This is a genomic window from Paenactinomyces guangxiensis, from assembly GCF_016055185.1.
Classification (GTDB): domain Bacteria; phylum Bacillota; class Bacilli; order Thermoactinomycetales; family Thermoactinomycetaceae; genus Paenactinomyces; species Paenactinomyces guangxiensis.
On record NZ_JAECVR010000025.1, the window covers coordinates 1 to 19,697 of the forward strand.

The 19,697-nt window shown below is 46.6% G+C and carries 15 protein-coding genes, 1 pseudogene and 1 other annotated feature; of the genes and pseudogenes, 13 read left to right on the top strand and 3 right to left on the bottom strand.

Translation table 11 applies throughout. From position 1 onward, the window contains the following. The first annotated feature begins 598 nt into the window (after positions 1-598). The 7 genes from I8U27_RS17655 (at position 599) to I8U27_RS17685 (ending at position 10,584) form a co-directional block, all read left to right on the top strand. Positions 599-1,738, top strand: coding sequence for a LysM peptidoglycan-binding domain-containing protein (locus I8U27_RS17655; RefSeq protein WP_181754277.1), 1,140 nt, complete (start codon positions 599-601; stop codon positions 1,736-1,738). Positions 1,739-1,753: 15 nt separating this feature from the next. Next, the gene (locus tag I8U27_RS17660) at positions 1,754-2,842 is read left to right on the top strand and encodes a phosphotransferase (RefSeq protein ID WP_181754279.1); all 1,089 of its coding nucleotides are present in this window, start codon (positions 1,754-1,756) and stop codon (positions 2,840-2,842) included. Positions 2,843-3,577: 735 nt separating this feature from the next. Further along, positions 3,578-3,736 (top strand): hypothetical protein, encoded by a 159-nt coding sequence (locus I8U27_RS17665; RefSeq protein ID WP_181754281.1) that lies wholly within the window; start codon positions 3,578-3,580, stop codon positions 3,734-3,736. A 180-nt stretch (positions 3,737-3,916) separates the two neighbouring features. Continuing rightward, positions 3,917-4,150, top strand: a binding site (T-box leader). A 37-nt stretch (positions 4,151-4,187) separates the two neighbouring features. Beyond that, on the top strand, positions 4,188-6,842 hold the full coding sequence (locus I8U27_RS17670) for a valine--tRNA ligase (RefSeq protein ID WP_181754283.1): 2,655 nt from the start codon (positions 4,188-4,190) through the stop codon (positions 6,840-6,842). Between the two features lie 146 nt (positions 6,843-6,988). After that, positions 6,989-8,326, top strand: a complete 1,338-nt coding sequence (locus I8U27_RS17675) for a bifunctional folylpolyglutamate synthase/dihydrofolate synthase (RefSeq protein WP_181754285.1) — start codon at positions 6,989-6,991, stop codon at positions 8,324-8,326. A gap of 24 nt (positions 8,327-8,350) precedes the next feature. After that, positions 8,351-9,736: a UDP-N-acetylmuramate--L-alanine ligase gene (gene murC / locus I8U27_RS17680; RefSeq protein ID WP_181754364.1), complete on the top strand. Its 1,386-nt coding sequence runs from the start codon at positions 8,351-8,353 to the stop codon at positions 9,734-9,736. Between the two features lie 194 nt (positions 9,737-9,930). Beyond that, positions 9,931-10,584: an SCO family protein gene (locus tag I8U27_RS17685; RefSeq protein ID WP_181754287.1), complete on the top strand. Its 654-nt coding sequence runs from the start codon at positions 9,931-9,933 to the stop codon at positions 10,582-10,584. A 45-nt stretch (positions 10,585-10,629) separates the two neighbouring features. On the opposite strand, the gene I8U27_RS17690 is transcribed toward I8U27_RS17685, so the two are convergent. Then, positions 10,630-11,859, bottom strand: a complete 1,230-nt coding sequence (locus tag I8U27_RS17690) for an ABC transporter permease (protein WP_181754289.1) — start codon at positions 11,857-11,859, stop codon at positions 10,630-10,632. 4 nt (positions 11,860-11,863) lie between these two features. Continuing rightward, positions 11,864-12,589: an ABC transporter ATP-binding protein gene (locus tag I8U27_RS17695; protein ID WP_181754291.1), complete on the bottom strand. Its 726-nt coding sequence runs from the start codon at positions 12,587-12,589 to the stop codon at positions 11,864-11,866. A 219-nt stretch (positions 12,590-12,808) separates the two neighbouring features. Between I8U27_RS17695 and I8U27_RS17700 the strand changes: the two genes are divergently transcribed. The 5 genes from I8U27_RS17700 to I8U27_RS17720 are packed head-to-tail and all read left to right on the top strand — an operon-like array spanning position 12,809 to position 17,103. Continuing rightward, positions 12,809-13,870, top strand: coding sequence for a type IV pilus twitching motility protein PilT (locus I8U27_RS17700; protein ID WP_181754367.1), 1,062 nt, complete (start codon positions 12,809-12,811; stop codon positions 13,868-13,870). Beyond that, positions 13,863-14,603, top strand: coding sequence for a prepilin peptidase (locus I8U27_RS17705; RefSeq protein ID WP_181754294.1), 741 nt, complete (start codon positions 13,863-13,865; stop codon positions 14,601-14,603). The genes I8U27_RS17700 and I8U27_RS17705 overlap by 8 nt, the downstream gene beginning before the upstream one ends. Before the next feature lie 18 nt (positions 14,604-14,621). Continuing rightward, complete coding sequence (gene pilM / locus I8U27_RS17710) at positions 14,622-15,617, top strand: pilus assembly protein PilM (protein ID WP_181754296.1); 996 nt, start codon at positions 14,622-14,624, stop codon at positions 15,615-15,617. Next, positions 15,614-16,189, top strand: coding sequence for a hypothetical protein (locus tag I8U27_RS17715; RefSeq protein WP_181754298.1), 576 nt, complete (start codon positions 15,614-15,616; stop codon positions 16,187-16,189). Before pilM ends, I8U27_RS17715 begins: the two co-directional genes overlap by 4 nt. Further along, a complete protein-coding gene (locus tag I8U27_RS17720) occupies positions 16,186-17,103 on the top strand; it encodes a hypothetical protein (protein WP_181754300.1) in 918 nt (305 codons plus the stop codon). Before I8U27_RS17715 ends, I8U27_RS17720 begins: the two co-directional genes overlap by 4 nt. Positions 17,104-17,347: 244 nt before the next feature. Here the strand turns inward: I8U27_RS17720 and I8U27_RS17725 are convergent. Continuing rightward, positions 17,348-18,018, bottom strand: a pseudogene (locus tag I8U27_RS17725) (O-methyltransferase). 399 nt (positions 18,019-18,417) lie between these two features. Here I8U27_RS17725 and I8U27_RS17730 point away from each other — a divergent pair. Beyond that, positions 18,418-19,569 (top strand): hypothetical protein, encoded by a 1,152-nt coding sequence (locus tag I8U27_RS17730; protein ID WP_181754302.1) that lies wholly within the window; start codon positions 18,418-18,420, stop codon positions 19,567-19,569. Positions 19,570-19,697 lie beyond the last annotated feature (128 nt).

The window sequence follows — 19,697 nt, forward strand, 5'->3', positions numbered from 1 at the left end:
GCAGAACGATTACTAAATATGATCATTCTACAGTTTCTGGAATCAAAACGACTCATATGAAAAAATAAAGAAGCACTTCCTGATCATGCAAAGCAGGGAGTGCTTCTTCTTTGTCAGAAGTTGCACAATTCTTTTGACGTTTGCACAATCTTTGTGCAATTGTCACAGCTTTGTCAGCAGGTCTGCTGATCACCTGGGCAGGCGATCGATTAAATATTCAATGGCCTCGCTATGTTTCCCATCCGGTGGTTCTGGTCATCCTTTTGATCTTTGTGCGGAAAATAGCGCTTTACCCCTTAAATTTTATAGTGCTCCCTTTCTTTTATTTATCTATATTACTGTTCTTGGCATTCCTTCAATCAGTTCTCAAAAAACGCATGACCGCACAGTAAAATTCAGTATGCCCTCTTGGACAAACGGGTACAATCCCGCCTATCCTTTTCTATTTTTTCTTATCTTTTCCTACTTGTCCATTCAATGGTTATAACCCCATTTCAATCGCATATAGATACAGTAACGTCCTAAACCTATGACCTTGCAAATGGAAGAGGAAGGTCTTAAGTTTCGGCAATAATCTGTTACAAGGAGGGATCTTTACATGGAGAATCAGTTTAACCAACTCCGTTTTGATATTTCGGAGAAGGTCCGATTAAACCCTCAACAACCCGGCATCGGCACCCTCCTGGAGTTGGATTTATATCCGGATGTAGAAATCAGGGATGAAGGACAACATCTCAAAATTCAAGGATACCTTCGTTTAAACGGAGCTTATCTCGGAGAGCAGGCCGATTCGTCACGGGAGGATGTTCACTTACATCTGGACGATGATCCCGAAGAGGCAAACAGGCAAGAGATTGCTTATGTGATCCCGGTGGAGATTACACTCCCGGCAGACCGAGCAGAGCTTGACCATATTTCGGCTGAAGTAGAAACCTTTGACTACAGTGTGTTGTCTCCGTTTGAATTGCAAATTGAAGCGATTTTGATGATTGATGGACTTCTCCCGGAGAAAAAACCGGAAGATGTATCAGAGATAGAGGAAGTGCAGGCAGAAGTCCCTGTATTTTCCGGATCACCCGCACAGCCTTTAGCAGTCAGCAGTATGGGGGAGAATCGCGAAGAGCAAGAAGAGCATCGGGAAGAAGCAAAAATGGAGCCGCCGCCGGCCACACCGCATCCGGAACAACAGGATTCCGTACACAAACAGGAAGCAGAGGAATTACAACCGGAGGAGCAGGACGAACGGAGAGAATTGAAAGTTGTAGAGGATGAAGAACATGTAGAGGGTCCACAGTTAGATTTCCGATCACGTAAAAGTGCCGATGAACAACACCCTGCCCCTGTTTTTAAGCCTCAGACCGCACATGATTTCTGGGCAGAGCGTCAGGAGAGAAAAAAAGACTCCTCCGAATACTTACGGCAGGAAGCAGAGGATCAGGCTGAAGAAGAAAAAGCCCGCCATGAGCAGATGGAGGATGAGACTGAACAAACGGAAAAAAAACAGGGAACAGATTGGGCGAGTTGGCTTGTCGGCAACAAGGAAGACCATTTTGCTTCTATGCGCATGGTCATTGTGCAAAAGGACGAATCCATTGACCATTTGGCAGGGAAATATCAAATTACCGCTGATGAGATTATCCGCTTAAATAAACTCCAGACAGACCGATTGCAAGAAGGACAGATCATCTACATCCCCTGCCGGCAACGGGAAGAAACATCTGAAGATATTCGGGGTTAGAAAGGGGGAACTGCGTTGGATCATCAACCGTTTGTTCAGGGGATGGAATTGGGGGAAGTACTTAAACAGTATAATTGGGAACCATTACTGGTACAGAATGTGGGAGGAATTTGGCGCATTACATGCCGCGAAGGTGTGTATGCATTAAAAAAGTCGAAAGCCCCGCGGGAAAAACTGCTTCTCCTGCACCGTATTCTGGATGGAATTCGCGCAAAAGGCTTTTCCCATCTATTGCCCTGGGTGCCAACATCACAGGGAGAGCCTGTTGCTTTAGAACAAAGTGGTGTCTGGTATGCGACACCGTGGAAAACGACTCACGGGTTTCCGGATCAGGAAAAAGTACCAGCTGTGAATGAACTTGCTAAATCGCTGGCTTGCTTACACCGTTTAGCTGAATCTCTGGTGAAACCATATCCCGACTTGTGTACAACCATCTCGGACGATTTTCTGAACGGGTGGAAGCAAAAACAAGAGAAGCTATCCGAAGTGACCGAACAGATCCAAAGCCGGGAATTTCAATCCCCGTTTGATAAATGCTTTTCAGCTAACCAGGAAAACATTGAGCATTCCCTTTCCTTCTCTATTCGCGGGATGGAACGGATCAAAGAGAACGAAGACGGGAAGTTTCCCCGTTATACGCTGTGTCATAAACGAATCCATCCCAGTAACCTTGTGCAAGAGGTGGATCATTACTATATCATTGATTTTGACCATGCCCAGGTAGACAGTCCGGTCCGTGATCTGGCTACATTGATGAAAAGGTCAACCGCGTTTGCCAATCACCCGGAGAAACCGCTTGAAATTTTGGAAGCATATGAGAGCGAGTGGAAGTTACAGCCAAAGGAGAAAAAATTGTTGGCTCTTTATCTGTCATATCCGGAACGGCTGATCAAAACTGTCAATCAGTATTATGAAGAAAATAAAATTGCACAGGAAGAGGCACAGGCGGTAAAACGCTTGGAAGCAGAACTGCATCAGCATCATTTATTGCAAGAAATAGTAAAGAGCCTGTGGACTAACAAAAAAGCACGTCCGGATGACAAACGGCAAAATTCAGTCGTTTCGGTCTCGAGGCGTTCAGGCAAAAAAAAAGGAGGTAGTTAACAGCACAATATAGCCAAATTAGACCTGTGTAGTTTTAAAATTGAAAAGAGGAAGACTGCTACAAAGAATGTCCTAAGGCGAAAACCAAGCCTAATATCCATACATGATGAGCACATAATGAATCATGAAATCATGTATATGTACCGATGGCTAGTCGGGAATTTACGCCTGTGGACAGTCATATCAAGCTGTAGTAGCGAGTAAGGCGGCGCAGGCAGGGATGGTTAAAATTGGAAAACTCAGATATGGGCATATTTGACTATATTTTTAGTAGCAGATAAACATCGTAAACAGTAACCACCAGGGATCTTTTTCCAAAAGGATCATTGACAGCGAGCGATGGAGGCCGGATGCGGAAAACGTTCCGTTGCCAGTGAGATTGTTTGTCAACGGATTCAACCCGGGGAAACCGGGTTTTTTTATTTGATTTTCCGGAAACATTTTTCAATTGCCTTCGCTGGCAAGGTAAGAAGAAATGCCCATAAAAGTGCTTTTATCATAATAAATCCCTTCATATGCTCAAGATTTTTGCCAGAGGTACAAACCATAGGCCAACAAAAGTTACATAAAGAAAAAAAGTTTCCCTTGATCAAATTATATGCTTAAGATCCCCGTTGTGACAGGTTTTTCGGCCACTTTTAACATAAATACTGGACAGATGAGTACGAAAAGTGGAGAATAAGAATATGTTAAAGCGAAAAGAAATCGGATGCTCTTAGGAAGGGGTTTATTATCTTGAGTTTGGTAAAGTCCATGGTAAGGAAAGCATATCGGGGAGTGCTGTTTCTTTCATTTCTCAGTATCCTGCTGTTATGCACAATCCTCCTGGTGACGTTTTTAGCCGACCCGCCCGCGATGTATGAATATATTAAACATACTTTTGGAATCAGATAAGCAACCGGACATCATATTGATCTTCTATTCATTATAGTTTTGGTTGAGGAATAATTGGCACTTCGATGAAAATGAAGCAAAAAAATACGGCGGGCTGTTCCCTGCCGTATTTTTTGCCATAATGTTTGACTCCCATCCTGTCTCGTTGTAATATAATAAACAAACAATGGAATCTTTTTCTTTTTGGCTGTGATAGGGAAGAGTAAACGTTGCTGTACCTTGCAGAGAGAGAAACCCCCGGCTGAAAGGTTTCTTAAGGGAGAGCTGTTGAATGTCGCCCTGGAGCTGTTAATCTGAAGGCGTTGCTGTGTAGGATTAACCGGATCTGACCGTTATTCAGGCTTTAAGTGTACTGATTTTTTCATCGGTCAGTGAACAAAGGTGGTACCGCGAAAATAACCTTTCGTCCTTTGAGACGAAAGGTTTTATTTGTTTGAAGGAGGAAATGGATATGGCTGAACCTGTACAAAGCAATCTGCCTTCGGCTTATGATCCGAAGCGAGCAGAAGAAAAATGGTACGATTACTGGATCGAGGGAAGATTTTTTGAAGCGGGTCAAGATCCCGAAAAAGAGCCTTACACAATTGTGATCCCGCCTCCAAATGTTACCGGCACTTTGCACATCGGACACGCATTGAACAACACTCTGCAAGATATCTTAATCCGTTGGAAACGGATGCAGGGATATGATGCCCTGTGGCTGCCGGGGATGGACCACGCCGGAATTGCCACCCAGACACGGGTGGAAGCAAAACTGCGTGAACAAGGACTGAGCCGCCACGATTTGGGTCGGGAAAAGTTTTTAGAGGAAGTTTGGAAATGGAAAGCAAAATATGCAGCTAATATTTCGCAACAATGGAGAAAAATGGGGTTATCACTCGATTACTCCAGGGAACGGTTCACTTTTGATGAAGGATTGTCCAATGCGGTTAATGAAGTATTTGTCCGCCTGTATGAAAAAGGATTGATCTATCGCGGCAAATATATTATCAACTGGGACCCGCAAGCGCGTACTGCGCTCTCTGATATTGAAGTTATCTACAAAGAAGTCAAAGGTGCTTTATATCATATGGACTATCCGTTGAAAGACGGTTCCGGAAAGATCTGTGTCGCTACCACCCGGCCGGAGACGATACTTGGAGATACGGCAGTGGCTGTTCATCCGGATGATGAGAGATATCAGGATTTGATCGGCAAAACCGTAGTTCTGCCCCTTATCGGTAGAGAGATTCCAATCATTGCCGATGAGTATGTCGATCCTGAATTTGGGAGCGGGGCTGTAAAAATCACTCCTGCCCACGACCCGAATGACTTTGAAATCGGAATCCGCCATGACCTGCCGCAAATCATCGTCATGGATGAATCGGGGATGATGAATGAACAGGCGGGGAAATATCAGGGCATGGACCGCTTTGAGTGCCGCAAACAGATCGTGAAAGATCTCCAGGAAGCAGGGGTTCTCACTGAGGTTGAAGAGCATACTCATTCGGTGGGGCACAGTGAGCGTTCCGGGGCGGTTGTGGAGCCTTATCTCTCCACTCAATGGTTTGTCTCAATGAAACCGCTCGCCGAAAAAGCGATTCAGGCACAAAAAAGTGGCGAAGGAGTTCGGTTTGTTCCGGATCGCTTTGAGAAAATCTATCTCCACTGGATTGAAAACGTTCGTGACTGGTGTATTTCCAGACAATTGTGGTGGGGACACCGCATTCCTGCCTGGTACTGCGACGAGTGCGGTGAAATGATGGTCGCCCGCGAAACACCGGACCAATGCAGCAATTGCCACAGCAGCCAGTTAAGGCAGGATGAAGATGTATTAGATACCTGGTTCAGTTCAGCACTGTGGCCGTTCTCTACTCTGGGCTGGCCCGAAGAAACGGATGATTTAAAGCGATATTACCCGACAGACCTGTTACTGACCGCTTACGACATTATCTACTTCTGGGTGGCGCGGATGATTTTTTCCGGTTTGGAATTTACTGATCAAAAGCCGTTTAAAGATGTATTGATCACCGGACTGGTCCGTGATGCCGAAGGAAGAAAGATGTCCAAGTCCCTCGGTAACGGGGTTGATCCGATGGAAGTAATTGAAAAATACGGAGCCGACGCGATGAGGTTTATGCTTTCCACCGGTTGTACACCAGGGAATGACCAGCGTTTTCGCTGGGAGCGTGTCGAGTCTGCCCGCCATTTTGCCAATAAGATTTGGAATGCCTCCCGTTTCGCTTTGATGCACCTGGACGGGGTCACTGCTGAGGAGTTGGAACTGTCGGGTACTCTTTCCACCGCCGACCGCTGGATACTGCATCGTCTCAATGAAACAATCGCCGATGTAACCCGTTTGCTTGAGCGCTACGATTTTGCCGAAACAGGCCGTGTATTGTACAACTTTATCTGGGATGAGCTGTGCGACTGGTATATAGAGTTTGCCAAACTGCCTCTTTACGGGGAAGATGAAGAGGCCAAACGGGTAACCCGTGCCGTTCTGGCTCATGTGCTTGATCAATCGCTTCGTCTTTTGCATCCGATGATGCCTTTCATTACGGAAGAAATCTGGCAGCATTTACCGACGGCTGGAAAAAGCATTACGATTGCCAGCTGGCCAAGCCCTAGTGATGCTTATCATGCACCAGAGTCCGTACGTGAAATGGAAGTCTTGATTGAAGCGATTCGGGCAGTAAGAAATATCCGGGCTGAAATGGAAGTGGCTCCCAAGCACGAAATCGAATTGTTGATTCGTCCGGATGCAGATACAACTGCGGCTATTAAAAATAATGAGCCGGCAATCCGCAGGCTCTGCGGTGTAAGTAATTTGACCATTGATCCAAACCTGGAGCGGCCGGAAAAATCAATGACCGCAGTGGTGACGGGAGCGGAACTGTTTTTGCCTCTTGCAGGTCTGGTGGATATTGAGCAAACGGTGGCACGCCTCAATGCCGAATTGAAAAAGTTAAATGCGGAAGTAGAGCGGGTAGAGAAAAAATTGTCCAACCAGGGTTTTGTCGCCAAAGCCCCGGCTCATATCGTTGAAGCGGAGAGGAAAAAAGGCGAGGAGTATAAAGAAAAAAGAGAAAAAGTACTTGCCCGCCTTGCGGAGATCCGGGCTTAACCCTTGATATATCCATTATTTTCCGGGGCGGGGGATTTTCCTGCCCTCTCTTTCTTATTGACGTGAGGGGCACTTATATGGAAAATGAACAGAGTATAGATTTTTTTAGAACAATCAGGGAACGTTTATGAAGGGAAAGAAATGAGATGGATCAAACAAAGATGTTTGCCACCTCTGAAGAAGTATTTCATTGGATGGAGCACAGGTGTGTACGGACGATTCAACCCGGCTTAGAGAGGATGGAATGGATCCTGAACCGGATTGATCACCCGGAAAGAAGATGCAAATTTATCCATATTGCAGGGACAAACGGAAAAGGCTCCACAGCTGCGATGATATCTTCTGTCCTGCGGGAAGCCGGTTATCCGACGGGGTTATTTATCTCCCCCTATGTAACAAACTGGAATGAACGGATTCAGTTTGACGGAGAGCCGATCGCCGAATCTTCTTTTGTTCACTGGGCAAACTTTTTGCGCCCTCTGGCAGACGAGATGGCCGAACACGGACCGGGAGCGCCTTCCCCGTTCGAGTTTTGGACACTGATTGCCATCTGCTATTTTGCCTATGAGGCTTCCCCGTGGTTTATTGTGTGGGAAACAGGTCTGGGAGGCAGATGTGACTCAACCAATGTGGTGTATCCCCTGGTTTCCGTGATTACCCATATCGGATTTGATCACAAAGACTGGCTGGGAGAAACAATTGCTGAGATTGCCAGGGAAAAAGCGGGGATTATTAAAGCAGGAGTTCCGGTGGTCTGCGGAAGTGAAAATAAAGAGGCTCTGGCCGTTATTACTGAGCAAGCCAAACAGAAAAACAGTTCTCTTTATGTGATCCATAAAAATTTTCAAGCAGAACCCAAAACAGCGACACCCAACGGCCAAAGATTTCACTTCACCAACGCATACGGCACCCTTTCTGATCTGGAAATTCCGCTGGTTGGGGAACATCAAATTCGCAACGCGGGAACGGCTTTGATGGCACTGGAGGTACTCCGCCAGCATTATGCGACAGTGCTTGAACGTGAACATATTGAACAGGGACTGAAGAAGACGAGCTGGCCGGGTCGATTGGAAAAAGTGAGTGACCAGCCCCTCATTGTTCTTGACGGGGCCCATAATCCGGATGGCATTCACTCGCTGGTTTCCTCAGTAAGACAATTGTATACATACGACCATCTTATTCTTATGGTTGCGATGATGAGGGACAAGGACATAACAGAAATGATTCAACCTCTCCTTCCTCTGGCGCATCAAGTGATTGCCACCCAGGTTCAAGATTTGCCACGCGCCTTGCCTGCGGAAGAACTGGCGCAACAGGTGCGGCAGTTAAATCCGGAACTGTCCGTTCAATCTGCATCCACAGCTGAGGAGGGACTTCGATTGATGAAAAAGAAAGCGGGAGAAAAGGATTTGTTATTGATTACCGGCTCTCTCTTCCTGATTTCCGAGGTCCGTCCGCTTCTGATCAAGGAGTATAGCGAATAAAGGTAATATAAAGGCTGGTGATTGATTTTGGAAAAGAAACATGTACATTTCATCGGAATTGGCGGATATGGCATGAGCGCAATTGCCCGAGTTTTATTAGATCTCGGTTATGATGTGTCAGGGTCTGATGTGGCGGAAAATCTCCTGGTGCAAAAACTGATGGAACGCGGGGCAAAAGTGACCATTGGCCACCATCCTTCTAATATAGAAGGCGCTGAAACAATTGTTTATTCTACCAGTATTGCGGAAGATAACGTGGAGCGGGCAGCTGCGAAAGAGCGGGGAATTGAAACTTTGCACCGTTCACAGATGCTGGCAAGGCTCCTTAACAACAAAAAAGGGATTGCTGTCGCCGGAGCTCACGGGAAAACGACCACTTCTTCCATGATCGCGCAAACTTTGGAGATCTGCGGGGTGGATCCTACTTATATTATCGGAGGAGAAATTGTAGGCTTAAAGGGGAACGCCAAAGCGGGCCGGAGCGACTACGTAGTAGCCGAAGCGGATGAAAGTGACGGGACGTTCCTGGAATATTATCCGCATATTGCCGTTGTGACCAACATTGAGCCGGATCATCTGGAAAACTATGGCGGCGATTTTGAAAATCTGAAGCAAGCCTACCGGGAATTCTTAAGCCAGGTCCGTCCTGAAGGAACAGCGATCCTGTGCTGGGACGATGCCCATGTGCGTGACATGGCAAAAGAAGTAAGGGGTCAGTATATTACCTATGCGTTGGATCGTCCGGCAGACTATACAGCTGTCAATATCCGGGAGAACCTGAGGGAAATCACCTTTACTGTACTTAAAGGGGAGGAAGCGCTTGGGGATGTGACGCTGCGTATACCGGGACGCCACAATGTTTCCAATGCTCTCGCGGTTGTGATTGCATGTTTGCAAATTGGTTTGAAATTTGAGGATATTGCGGGTGCTTTATTTGAATTTCAAGGTGCCAAGCGCCGCTTTCAGGTGATCGGAGAGGTTGATGACATTCTTGTAGTGGACGACTATGCCCATCACCCCACCGAAATTGAAGCAACCCTCAAAGGGGCCAAAGCCCTCGGAAGGCGGATGGTGATTGTATTCCAGCCCCAGCGATATTCCCGTACTCATCTGTTGATGGATGAATTCAGCCGTGCTTTTGGCCTCGCTGATGAGGTGATTATCAATACCATCTATGCTCCTCCGGGTGAAAAACAAATTCCCGGTGTTACCGCAGAACGGCTGGCTGAACTCATCACCAAAAACAGCAATCCAAACACACAGTTCATTGCCACTAAAGAAGCAGTGATCGATTACCTGCTCACCCATGTGCGATCCGGTGATCTTGTGATAACCATGGGAGCCGGCGACATCTGGCGCGTTTCCCACGGTCTGGTCCCGGAATTGGAAAAGCTGAAAGTGAACAAATAAGGAACTTTTTTTATTGCTGTACAAAATGACAGGGCAGAACCGCTGTTTGTGGTCTGTCCTTTTTCTAATCGTTGACAGACTTAAAGCCATTTCATTGCAATTTTGTGAAATGGCTTTAAGTCTGTCAGGTTTATGATATCTTAGTAGCAGTGATGCTTATCGGATATAGATGATCGATTTTGGGAGGATTTAACTTGAGATATAGAGTGCGCAAGATCGTGATTGGACTGGCTGCCCTTATGCTGGCGGTGGCCGGGTGTTCCACTTCAACGGAAGAGAAAGCCCCGAATCAAGCCGCGGCCAATTCATCTCCCCAATCAATCAATGATGTTTCTGATCTAAACTGGAAAGTTCCGGACTTTACGTTTACCGATCAGAATGGAAAATCTTTTGGCCTCAAAGACTTAAAAGGAAAAGTTTGGCTTGCTGATTTTATATTTACCCGTTGCCCCAATGTTTGCCCTCCGATGACAGCCAACATGGCTAAAGTACAAAAGCATTTGAATCAATCGGGAGTGGATGTCTCCTTTGTCTCTTTCAGTGTTGACCCTGACTATGACAAACCGGCGGTCCTGAAAAAGTTTGCAGAGGAACATAACGCTATTCTGCAAAACTGGACCTTTTTAACCGGTTATAAATTGGAAGAGATCCAGCCGATTGCCAAAGAGACTTTTAAAGGAAACATCATACACCAAAAGGGGCCTTCACCGGATGTGCCAGTTTTGGTCAACCACCCGACACAGTTTTATTTGATCGATGGCACGGGCAAAGTAGTAAAGTTTTATGACGGTTTAAAGCCGAATCCGGAGCAAATCTTAAAAGATGTGAAAGAGTTGCAGAAAAAGTAACATTTGTACCCCGGCGGGAAGTTACATGGTCCCTCCGGGGTTTTTTTAGAGACTGATCCACCTGTGCAACCGCCTTGGCAGATAAAATGTACTGATCAGATAGACGGCGAGCAGTCCAATGATCCCATGTATCATCGCCCACAGTCCGGGTATCCGGTTTAACAGAAATAAAACCAGTGTGAAGAGAACGGTTTGAAATCCCAGCAATACCCGGCCCATCCGGATGAGGGACCGGATCTGCTCCTCCTTGGAAAGCGGGTAGAGCCGAATCCAAACAGGATATTGTCCGGGGGCGGCGATTGCCGGCAATTGTACTCCAAACATCCAGAGGCTGAGCAGTAACAAGGTAAGGCTTACCCATGGATGAGGCAGAATCAGAACCATTAAAACTGCCCAACCCATCAGCCTGATATAGATCGGAAAAAGTTCACTGTAGCGAAAAAATGAACGCCAGTATAAATAGGACAGGGGTTTCTGGTTTGGGAACAGGCGATTCATTATTCCAATCAATATTTTTCTTTGCTTAACTTCTTTTTTTACTTGTGGCACGTCGATAAACCAACCTGCCAGTGCATAGTATCTGGATATGGTCAGTTGTTCCCGCTTTTTCAGCTTTTCCCAGGGATAAGGGAGAGCCGGTGTGATTGAGCGGATGTACCATAAAACCGCTGCGGGAATCAGAAGAGCGGGTATAACCAATGTCCAGTTTTTTGACAGTATAAGAGCAGCCAGCCCCAGGTTGATAATCCAACGCAGCAAAATGAGAATCCGGACCATTGCGCGTGAACGGAAGACAGATAAGCGCTCTTCATACCAACCGGTAAGGACATTCCAGACTTGCATCAACCCAAGCAAGAGGAAAACGATTCCGAACTCGGTTGAGCTTCCCAAGTGCACCCGAAACAAGGGATAAGCGAAGCCTGTGATCACGGCAAGATGAATCAGATGAATGACAGAACTGTAAATCAGGCTGGCCCGAAAATAATCTTTCATTCCGGGTTCCATTGGCAGCAAAAAAACGAGATCCGGCTGCCGGATCCAGGTCCGGACACGGCTGGAAGTTAAAAAAAGTGAAAAAATAAAGGCGAGAAGGGAGACAGTGGGGAAGTCCCGCGGCAGCCACTCCAGAAAACGGGTATAGCCGAAATAGAGCAGAATCAAAAAGATTCCCACAAAAAGAGGTGTACCGCCGCCGCTGAAGATCGCCCGCAACATGCGAATCGCATGGAACCATGATGTTTGCATCCGCTCTTTAAACAGTTGACCGGTATTCATTGTCTCACCCTCTTGCGACCCCGATAAATAATTCTTCAAGTGAAGCATCTGGCTGTTCCGCCTGCTTTCTCATTTCGGGCAACGTTCCATGCAAGGAGGTTCTTCCCTCGTGAAGAATGACAAAACGGTCACAATACTTTTCCGCCATCCCCAATATATGAGTGGACATCAAGATCGCCATCCCTTGCTGTTTTCCGTCTTGCAGCATTTCCAGCAACGCCTGAATCGCCAGAGGATCCAACCCCACAAATGGTTCGTCGACAATCAAAAGAGAAGGTTGCACCAAAAAGGCAGACAGAATCATAATTTTTTGCTGCATCCCTTTGGAAAACGTATTGGGAAACCATTTCGCCACTTTTTTCATGCGAAACACTTCTAATAAGTGTTCTGCACGCTTTTTAAATACATCTGGCTTCATCTGATAGGCCCGGGCTGTCAGTTCCATATGCTCCCATAGTGTCAATTCCTCATAAAACTGGGGGGCTTCCGGAATAAAAGCAACTTGTGAACGAAAATGAACCGGGTCTTCAGCCAGCGTTTTTCCCCCGAGTGTCACAGTACCTTCCTGTGGCGAAAGAAGTCCTAAGATATGCTTGATCGTTGTGCTTTTCCCGGCCCCGTTTAAACCAATCAAGCCTACGATTTCCGAAGGCTGAACCTCAAACGAAATATGATGTATCACAGGTTGGTGAACAGAGTAACCACCAGTAAGATTTTTCACACAAAGCATAGTCAGGCCCCTTTGTTAAGCAAAATCTAAGTTTATAAAGATACGACTTTATTGTAACCGATTTAAGGTATTGACTACAGACTGCAAAAACAATAAGCCCAACGGGCAGACAAAAAAATTCTGCCATAACGAATTTAAACAACCACTTTTATAGGAACATTTTTTCTCGTAAAATAAAGAAAAAGAATAGATGAAAAGACAGTGGCAGAGGAACCCGGGATGGGGGAATCGGTTTTGCAAGTACTTGAACTTATATCATTAGCAACTGCCAGGAACGCCTCTGATCTTCATCTTTCCTGTGGCCAGGTTCCAAATGTGCGTGTCCGGGGAAGATTGGAAATGTTACAACAATCTGCTTGTAGCCCGGAACAGATTTTTGCCTTTCTGGAGCAAGTGTTTGGCGAAAAGGAATTAAAGCGATTCCATCAACGCCGAGAAGCCAATACTGCCTTTCAACATCCTGACGGAGTGAGGGTGCGGGTTCATGCTTACTTCCGGCAGAGATTGCCAAGTGTGGCAATTCGGCTGTTCCCGCGGCATATCCCTTTACCGGAGGAGCTGCACATCCCGCCTGTTCTGCTCGATTTGATCCAACAGGAGCAGGGGCTGTTATTGGTCACAGGCCCTACAGGAAGCGGCAAGTCGACAACAATTGCCTCTTTGATCCATTATTTCAATCAATCACAGCCGTTACGCATCATAACATTGGAAGATCCGATTGAATATATACATACTCCCGTTCAGTCCATGATTGAGCAACGGGAGGTCGGAGTCGACACCGTTAGTTTTACTCAGGGAGTACGATCAGCTTTGCGGCAGGATCCCGATGTGATCATGATTGGCGAATTGAGGGATCTGGAAACGATACAGGCGGCGATCCGCGCTGCCGAGGCGGGGAAGCTTGTGCTTGGAACTTTACATACAGGTCGGGCGTCAGCGGCAGTACACCGGCTGGTAGATGTGTTTGCTCCGGAACAACAGTCGCTGGTTTGCTCACAGCTGGCCTCAGTTTTGCTGGGAGTTGTATCGCAACGGTTGCTGCCGGAACAGGGCAGCAAAAAACGGATTGCCGCGTTTGAAGTTTTAGTTAATACAACGGCCATGGCCAACCTTATTCGCACAGATCAACGCCATCAGATGCAATCTTTGATGCAGGCCGGCTCTGCACACGGAATGCAGACACTGGAAGCGGCAATACAGCAGCTGATCGCGAGAGGCAAAATCGATTCCGGATTTCTTTCAGATAAAAAGAGAAAATGTGTGGGAGCGGATCATGTTTAACTGGGAGACAGGATTGCTGGTTGCAGTAAGTGTGATTGTTGCCCGCTGGTTGCCGCCGATTGCCCGCTGGTCGCTGGCAAGAAGAGCTGACCCCTCTGACTTTAAGGGCTGGCTCTGTGACAGGTGTGACGGGCTGTCGCTTTCCAGCCGGAAGATTAATCGGTGCTCCCGTTGTCGAAGAAGGCTTTCCGTGCTCCAAACAGGGGTTCAAGCTGTTGCCGGTCTTGCGGCCATGCCGGTCGTAATGCAGCGCGGCGCAACGGTGGAAGCATGGATCCACTTACTGCTCATCTGGTTGCTCATTCTTTTGTCGCTCACCGATCTGTGGACCGGTTTGATTCCAAATTGTTTTACCTATACTGGCATCATTGTTTTCTTTTTGTTTCGAATTGCATTTCATCCACAACCTTTCACAAAATATCTGCTGGCTTTCCTGGTTGCTCTGGGGGGATTATTATTTGTGGGGTGGGTGACGGAGGGATTGGGCGGAGGAGATGCGAAATTGCTGGCCATGTCCGCGTGGGTGATTGGCTGGCCCCATGTCTTAGTTGCATTTTGGCTCGCATCCTTCACTGCCTGTCTATATATTGGCTGGAAGGCTCTGCGCGGTCAAGCTCTCGGGTGGAAACAGGCACTTCCGCTGGGGCCCCATCTGGCCGTCGGCGTTTATATCGCCTGTTTATGGGGGGACCATTTGCTTGACTGGTATTTGACATGGCTTGTACCTTTTTAGATAGAGGGGGTTATCGATTTGCCATTCCGTCGCAGGATGTTAGGCCTTGAGTTGAACGATACATTGCTGAAATTAGTGGAAGTACAAAGTGTTAGACGGAAGGTGCGCTTAAATCAAGTAGTTGCTCATCCTCTGCCTTCAGTATGGAGTAAAGACGGGGAATTTATTGAGAAAGAAGAGTTGGTCCAGTCGGTTCGCGAAGCTTTGCTTGGCAGGCGGTTTGCCACGCGCAAGGTCCATATGGCCATCAACAGCCGCCATGTGCTGGTTCAAAGGGAACGGGTCCCCCAATTGGGAAAACGCCGGTTGCGCAGGTGGATTAAAGAAAAAGTGATCCCTGAACTCGGTTTCTCCGATGAAGAGGTTGTGTTTGACTTTATTCTTCTCGACAAACACGAACTGGAGGAAGAGCGGGATCTGCTGTTGGTGGCTGCCTCCAAAGAATATGTAGATACATTGCTAAAAATCATTGAGTGGTGCGGATTGGAACCCGTTTCGCTGGAGTTGTCTTCCCTCGGCCTCTATCGCTGGCTTCGATTTTCCACAGAGAAGTTGTCTTCCCAGCTGATTACCCTTCACCTCTCGTTGACCGGCGTGGAACTGAGCTGGTTTAAAGATGGGGATATCCAGGATATCACTTTTCTTCCCCTCTCCATGCCATCATATCGCATTGGTCCTGACCATCCGCAAACGGACCCGTTAAAACCCATCCTGATGGTGGAAAAAGAAATCGAACAATACGGACAACAATTATTAGCTGCGGTGAATGAAAAGCTGGCAATATGGAAGGATCAACATCGTATAACACCGGGACAGTGGATTCTCACCGGCGATGGAATCGACTTTTCCATGCTGAAAGATTGGCTGTCAAAACAAATCGACGGAAAAGTAGAAATCGGACCTCCCCCGGAGAATATTTTATCCTCGACGCTGCAAGAGCGGGTTACACGCTGGCTGGGCTCCTCCATGTCTGTCCCGATCGGTTTGCTGCTAAATGGGAGGGAGCTCACGTGAAAATAAATCTTATCCAAAATATTCCGATCACACGCCGTTTTTTTTCCCTATGGGTCACCCTGATTGCTCTAGTTCTAGGCAGCCTGAGTGGGTTGGCGGTCTGGGGATACCTGGAACAAAGGGTGCAACTGGCTCAGGTGAACAAACGCATTTCCGTCATTCTTCCCCAAGAGGCTAAGGTCCGTGCCAAAGTCAAGGAAAAGGAGGAATTTACTGCCGACCATCGAGCTGTTTTAGATTACCAAAAAACCGTCGGGCAGTTAAAATCGGAAAATATGGACTGGGATCAGGCGTTATCTATCATGGAATCAGCAATGTCAGCGGAGGGGCGTCTTTTTAATGTGCAAGTGAAGGGCCAGACGCTGAAGGGAATGGCTGCTTTCAGTACCCTGGACAGCATCTCCTATTTCCAGAGTCAGATGAAAAAGAGTTCATCTATTTACAACTTTGCCATCGACAGCGTGGAAGAAGCTTCAGCGATGAAAGATGTGAAGATTAAGCCGGAGACAGCCAAAGTAGTCCGCTTTCATTTTACTTTTAAAAGCCTGGCTCCTGAGGAGGGTGGGCGATGAACGGACGATCTCCTCTTTGGTATAAATCGGGAGGATTTTTATACGGAGTTTTTGCCGGCGGGTTGATCCTGGTAGTCGGAATCGGCTCTCCGCTTTTATATCAACAACATGTGAAGTTACAGGCACAAAAAAACCGGGTAGCGTCGATGCAAACGTATATCGCTGAACATAAGTCAACGGTTCAGCTGGCTGGTAACGGTTTGCGAATCCCAACCAGGGAAGAGCTGGAGGCAATGCAAAAGAAAATCCCGACTGAGGCAAGTATTCCTTCTTTTTTACAAGAGATCCAGACGAAAGCGACTGAGGCAGGCGTAAAGTGGACGGGAGCCCGTTTTGCCTTTACACGTGAAGAGTTAGACCAGGAGCTTGAAAAAGGGAAGACGGTAGAGCAGAAGCTGTTAGAAGAAGTAACTAAATACGGAAAAAAAGAAGCGTCTCCCAAAACAAAACCTGTCCCCTCACATGTGCGGGCTGTCTGGGCAGATGTTTACGTAGAAGCAACCATTGCCCAGGTAAAAACATGGTTTCAAAAGCTAAAGGAAAGTGAGCGCATCATGCGCATTGAGGAATGGGAAAACAAGGTGGTTACGGAAGCCGGCGCGAAAGGAAATACACGGGTTCGACTCATTTTTTATATTTATCAGGACCCGGGACTGAAAATTCCCTCATCTGCCAACCAGCCACCTTCGCTGACAACTCCGCCCACATCAACGGAAACGATTCAAGTATTGCCTCCGTCTTCCACTCAGGCAGATGAAAATAAAGAGGAGGAGATGGAAAAGGAGGACCAAAAGCCAACGCAGCAGCCCAATACCAACAATCCTTCCTCCAATCAACCCAATCCTCCCTCCACCAAGCAACCTTCCACAGGGACTAATAATGATACGGGATCTGTAACGGCTCCTTCTTCATAACTGCATGAAAACAAAGTCTTCTCACAGTAGGGAAGGCTTTGTTTATTTTATGGGGCAACCAGAAAACTGCTCTAGTTTCTCCATTACATAAAAGGTAAAACTCAGTCATCTTTATAGAAGGCTGAGTTTCGTTAACTGGAGAAATAAGAGGTTATACGGATCAATTCTTTTTAAAGGTGAAATAGATTTCTAAGTCCAATTCATTATTTTATTTTGATTCCGTTTCATCACAGCATCAATATCCCTACTCGTCCTCTGTGACGAGCGCAATTGCGAACCCGTCATACCCTTTGCTGCCCACAGTTTGGATCGCCGCGGCACTCACGCGCGGCTCGGCCGCGAGTAACTCAAAGAAGCGCTGTACTCCCCGGACGCTGGGATCGGTACTGGCTTCGTTGACTACTGCTCCGTTGCGTACGACATTATCGCCAATGATCAGGCTGCCGCGACGTGATAATTTTAAGGCCCATTCCAAATAATGAGGATTGTTGGGCTTATCAGCATCAATAAATATCATATCAAAAGGTTCCGTCTTTTCTGCTTCCAGCTGTGCTAAGGAGTCTATAGCTTCTCCCACTCGTATCTCTACTTGGTCTGACAGACCGGCCCTTGCAATATTCGACTGAGCCACTTCCGCATGTGTTGCGTCAAGTTCTAAACTGATTAAATGTCCATCTTTTGGCAGGGCACGAACAAGCCATATGGTGCTGTATCCGCCTAGCCCAGTATACGTCGTGCTCCCCGAATCTGGACAAGCAGATAGAGGAATTTTCCTTGATTGGGAGCTACATCGATCGAAGGTAAACCGGCAGCTTTGTTGGCTTGCAGAGTTTCTTCCAATACAGGATCAGGTGGTAAGAGAAGTTCAGTGATGTAGCGGTCGACCATTGTCCATTTGTTATCGAAATTCCCCATATAAATCACATCCTTTATTAAATTCATGCCGTTTTCATCCAAACCTCAGCAGGAGGCATAAAATACAATCTTGCCGGAGGGAATATGTACCAAAAGCCTGATCCTTTCCTATGATACTCTGGAAAACTTGATTAAACATAGAAACTTACTCTTATACGAATATATGTTCCTTGTCTATTATCAAATGATTACTAGGTAAATGCAACAGTAAATCCTTCGGGGATTGCCGGCGTTAGGATTCTTACTTCGGAAAAATTGAGCACGGTACATGCCAAACTGCCGCCGACAAAACTATCAAATTCTCTCAAAAAGAATAGACGAAAAAACGATCAAAGGGGTCTTTTCTTCTCTATCAAAACATACCCTAAGATTAACAGATTTGTGGAAGGGACGATTGAGATGGAGAAACCAAAGAACACAGTTCAGCGACAGCAAGAGGGACTGAAGATAGTAGTAAAATCTAAGGATGGCCGGGAAAAGGGTAAGCCGGTAATGATTAGTCGGCCGAAGTCTGCTGACGAACAAATCAATCGTTCACAGATTGAAAGAGCGTCTCCCTGCGTAAAAGCAATTCCTGCGGCTAAAAAAGAGAAAAAAGTGAAGGATTTTATGGATGCTGTAAGCCAGTACCGTTTTAAAAACGTATTTCAGGCTGAGACATCTAAAAAAAGAAATATTATTGAATGGGGCTCTCCCAACAATCCGTTTTTTCAAAAGAGAAAACCGTCCGGGACGAATATGCTGCAACTCGTTCTCTCGATCGGAGGAGCGATCCTGATAGGGACGGTGATGGGTTTTTCCGTCCTTCAACTATTCTTTTCCGACCGGTCTGTTCACTCGACTTACTCCATTGACAATCATTTGCCTCATGCAACGGAAGCCAAAAAAAAAGGTGATTCAGCTCCTCCATCGACAACAGCAGCCGGGCTGACACTCCCGCCACTGAAGGTTGTGATGATGCAAGCGGGAAACTTCAGTGAAAAAGGAGGAGCCGAAAAAACGGTACATGATTACCGCACCCGTGGTCTGGCCGCAGTTATGTCGCAAAAAGCTCCATATCGCATCTTTCTGGGAATCGGTTTAAATCGTGACGATGCTCTTAAGCTGTCCGCAATCTACCAGCAGCAGGATGTTCATGTCTATTTAAAAGAATTGAATATTCAGGGAAAACCTGATTCCCTGCAAGATGAGACGGTTGCGCAATTGTCTTCCATGATTCAGACTGGACACCGTTTGCTGGAACAGCTCGGAAAATTATCTGTCCTCCATATTGACAATGATTCAAACAAGACACCCTCATCCTTTTCATTTAACCAGGAACTGACTGCCCAATACCGCAAGTTTGTGACTGAAAGCCAGACAGTCGAATCAGCACTCCCAGAGAAGGCGAGAGAATCATTATCCGACATGATCTCTGCAATGGATCTAGCCATCCAGAGTGGCCAGGAGGCGGAAAAAAATCCGAGCCAGGCCTTGTTATGGCAAATCCAGGAGGGGTTGCTCCGTTATGCTACTTCATATGAACAGTTTGTACAGGCTGTCAGCAAATAAGGTAGATGGGCATTCTCCGAATGGAATATTCAGATAAAATACTCGTCAATTTCTGACAAATTGTTGCATTTGTTCCTTGTTGATTGAGGATTCATTTGCTAAACTGAAAATGTTCCTGTGAAAAACAA

Bases quoted from the DNA above. Each gene is read 5' to 3' on its own strand.
- I8U27_RS17655 (WP_181754277.1), top strand. From the start codon at position 599: ATGGAGAATCAGTTTAACCAACTCCGTTTTGATATTTCGGAGAAGGTC.
- I8U27_RS17670 (WP_181754283.1), top strand. From the start codon at position 4,188: ATGGCTGAACCTGTACAAAGCAATCTGCCTTCGGCTTATGATCCGAAG.
- I8U27_RS17675 (WP_181754285.1), top strand. From the start codon at position 6,989: ATGGATCAAACAAAGATGTTTGCCACCTCTGAAGAAGTATTTCATTGG.
- I8U27_RS17690 (WP_181754289.1), bottom strand. From the start codon at position 11,859: ATGAATACCGGTCAACTGTTTAAAGAGCGGATGCAAACATCATGGTTC.
- I8U27_RS17695 (WP_181754291.1), bottom strand. From the start codon at position 12,589: ATGCTTTGTGTGAAAAATCTTACTGGTGGTTACTCTGTTCACCAACCT.
- I8U27_RS17700 (WP_181754367.1), top strand. From the start codon at position 12,809: ATGGGGGAATCGGTTTTGCAAGTACTTGAACTTATATCATTAGCAACT.
- I8U27_RS17705 (WP_181754294.1), top strand. From the start codon at position 13,863: ATGTTTAACTGGGAGACAGGATTGCTGGTTGCAGTAAGTGTGATTGTT.
- I8U27_RS17720 (WP_181754300.1), top strand. From the start codon at position 16,186: ATGAACGGACGATCTCCTCTTTGGTATAAATCGGGAGGATTTTTATAC.
- I8U27_RS17730 (WP_181754302.1), top strand. From the start codon at position 18,418: ATGGAGAAACCAAAGAACACAGTTCAGCGACAGCAAGAGGGACTGAAG.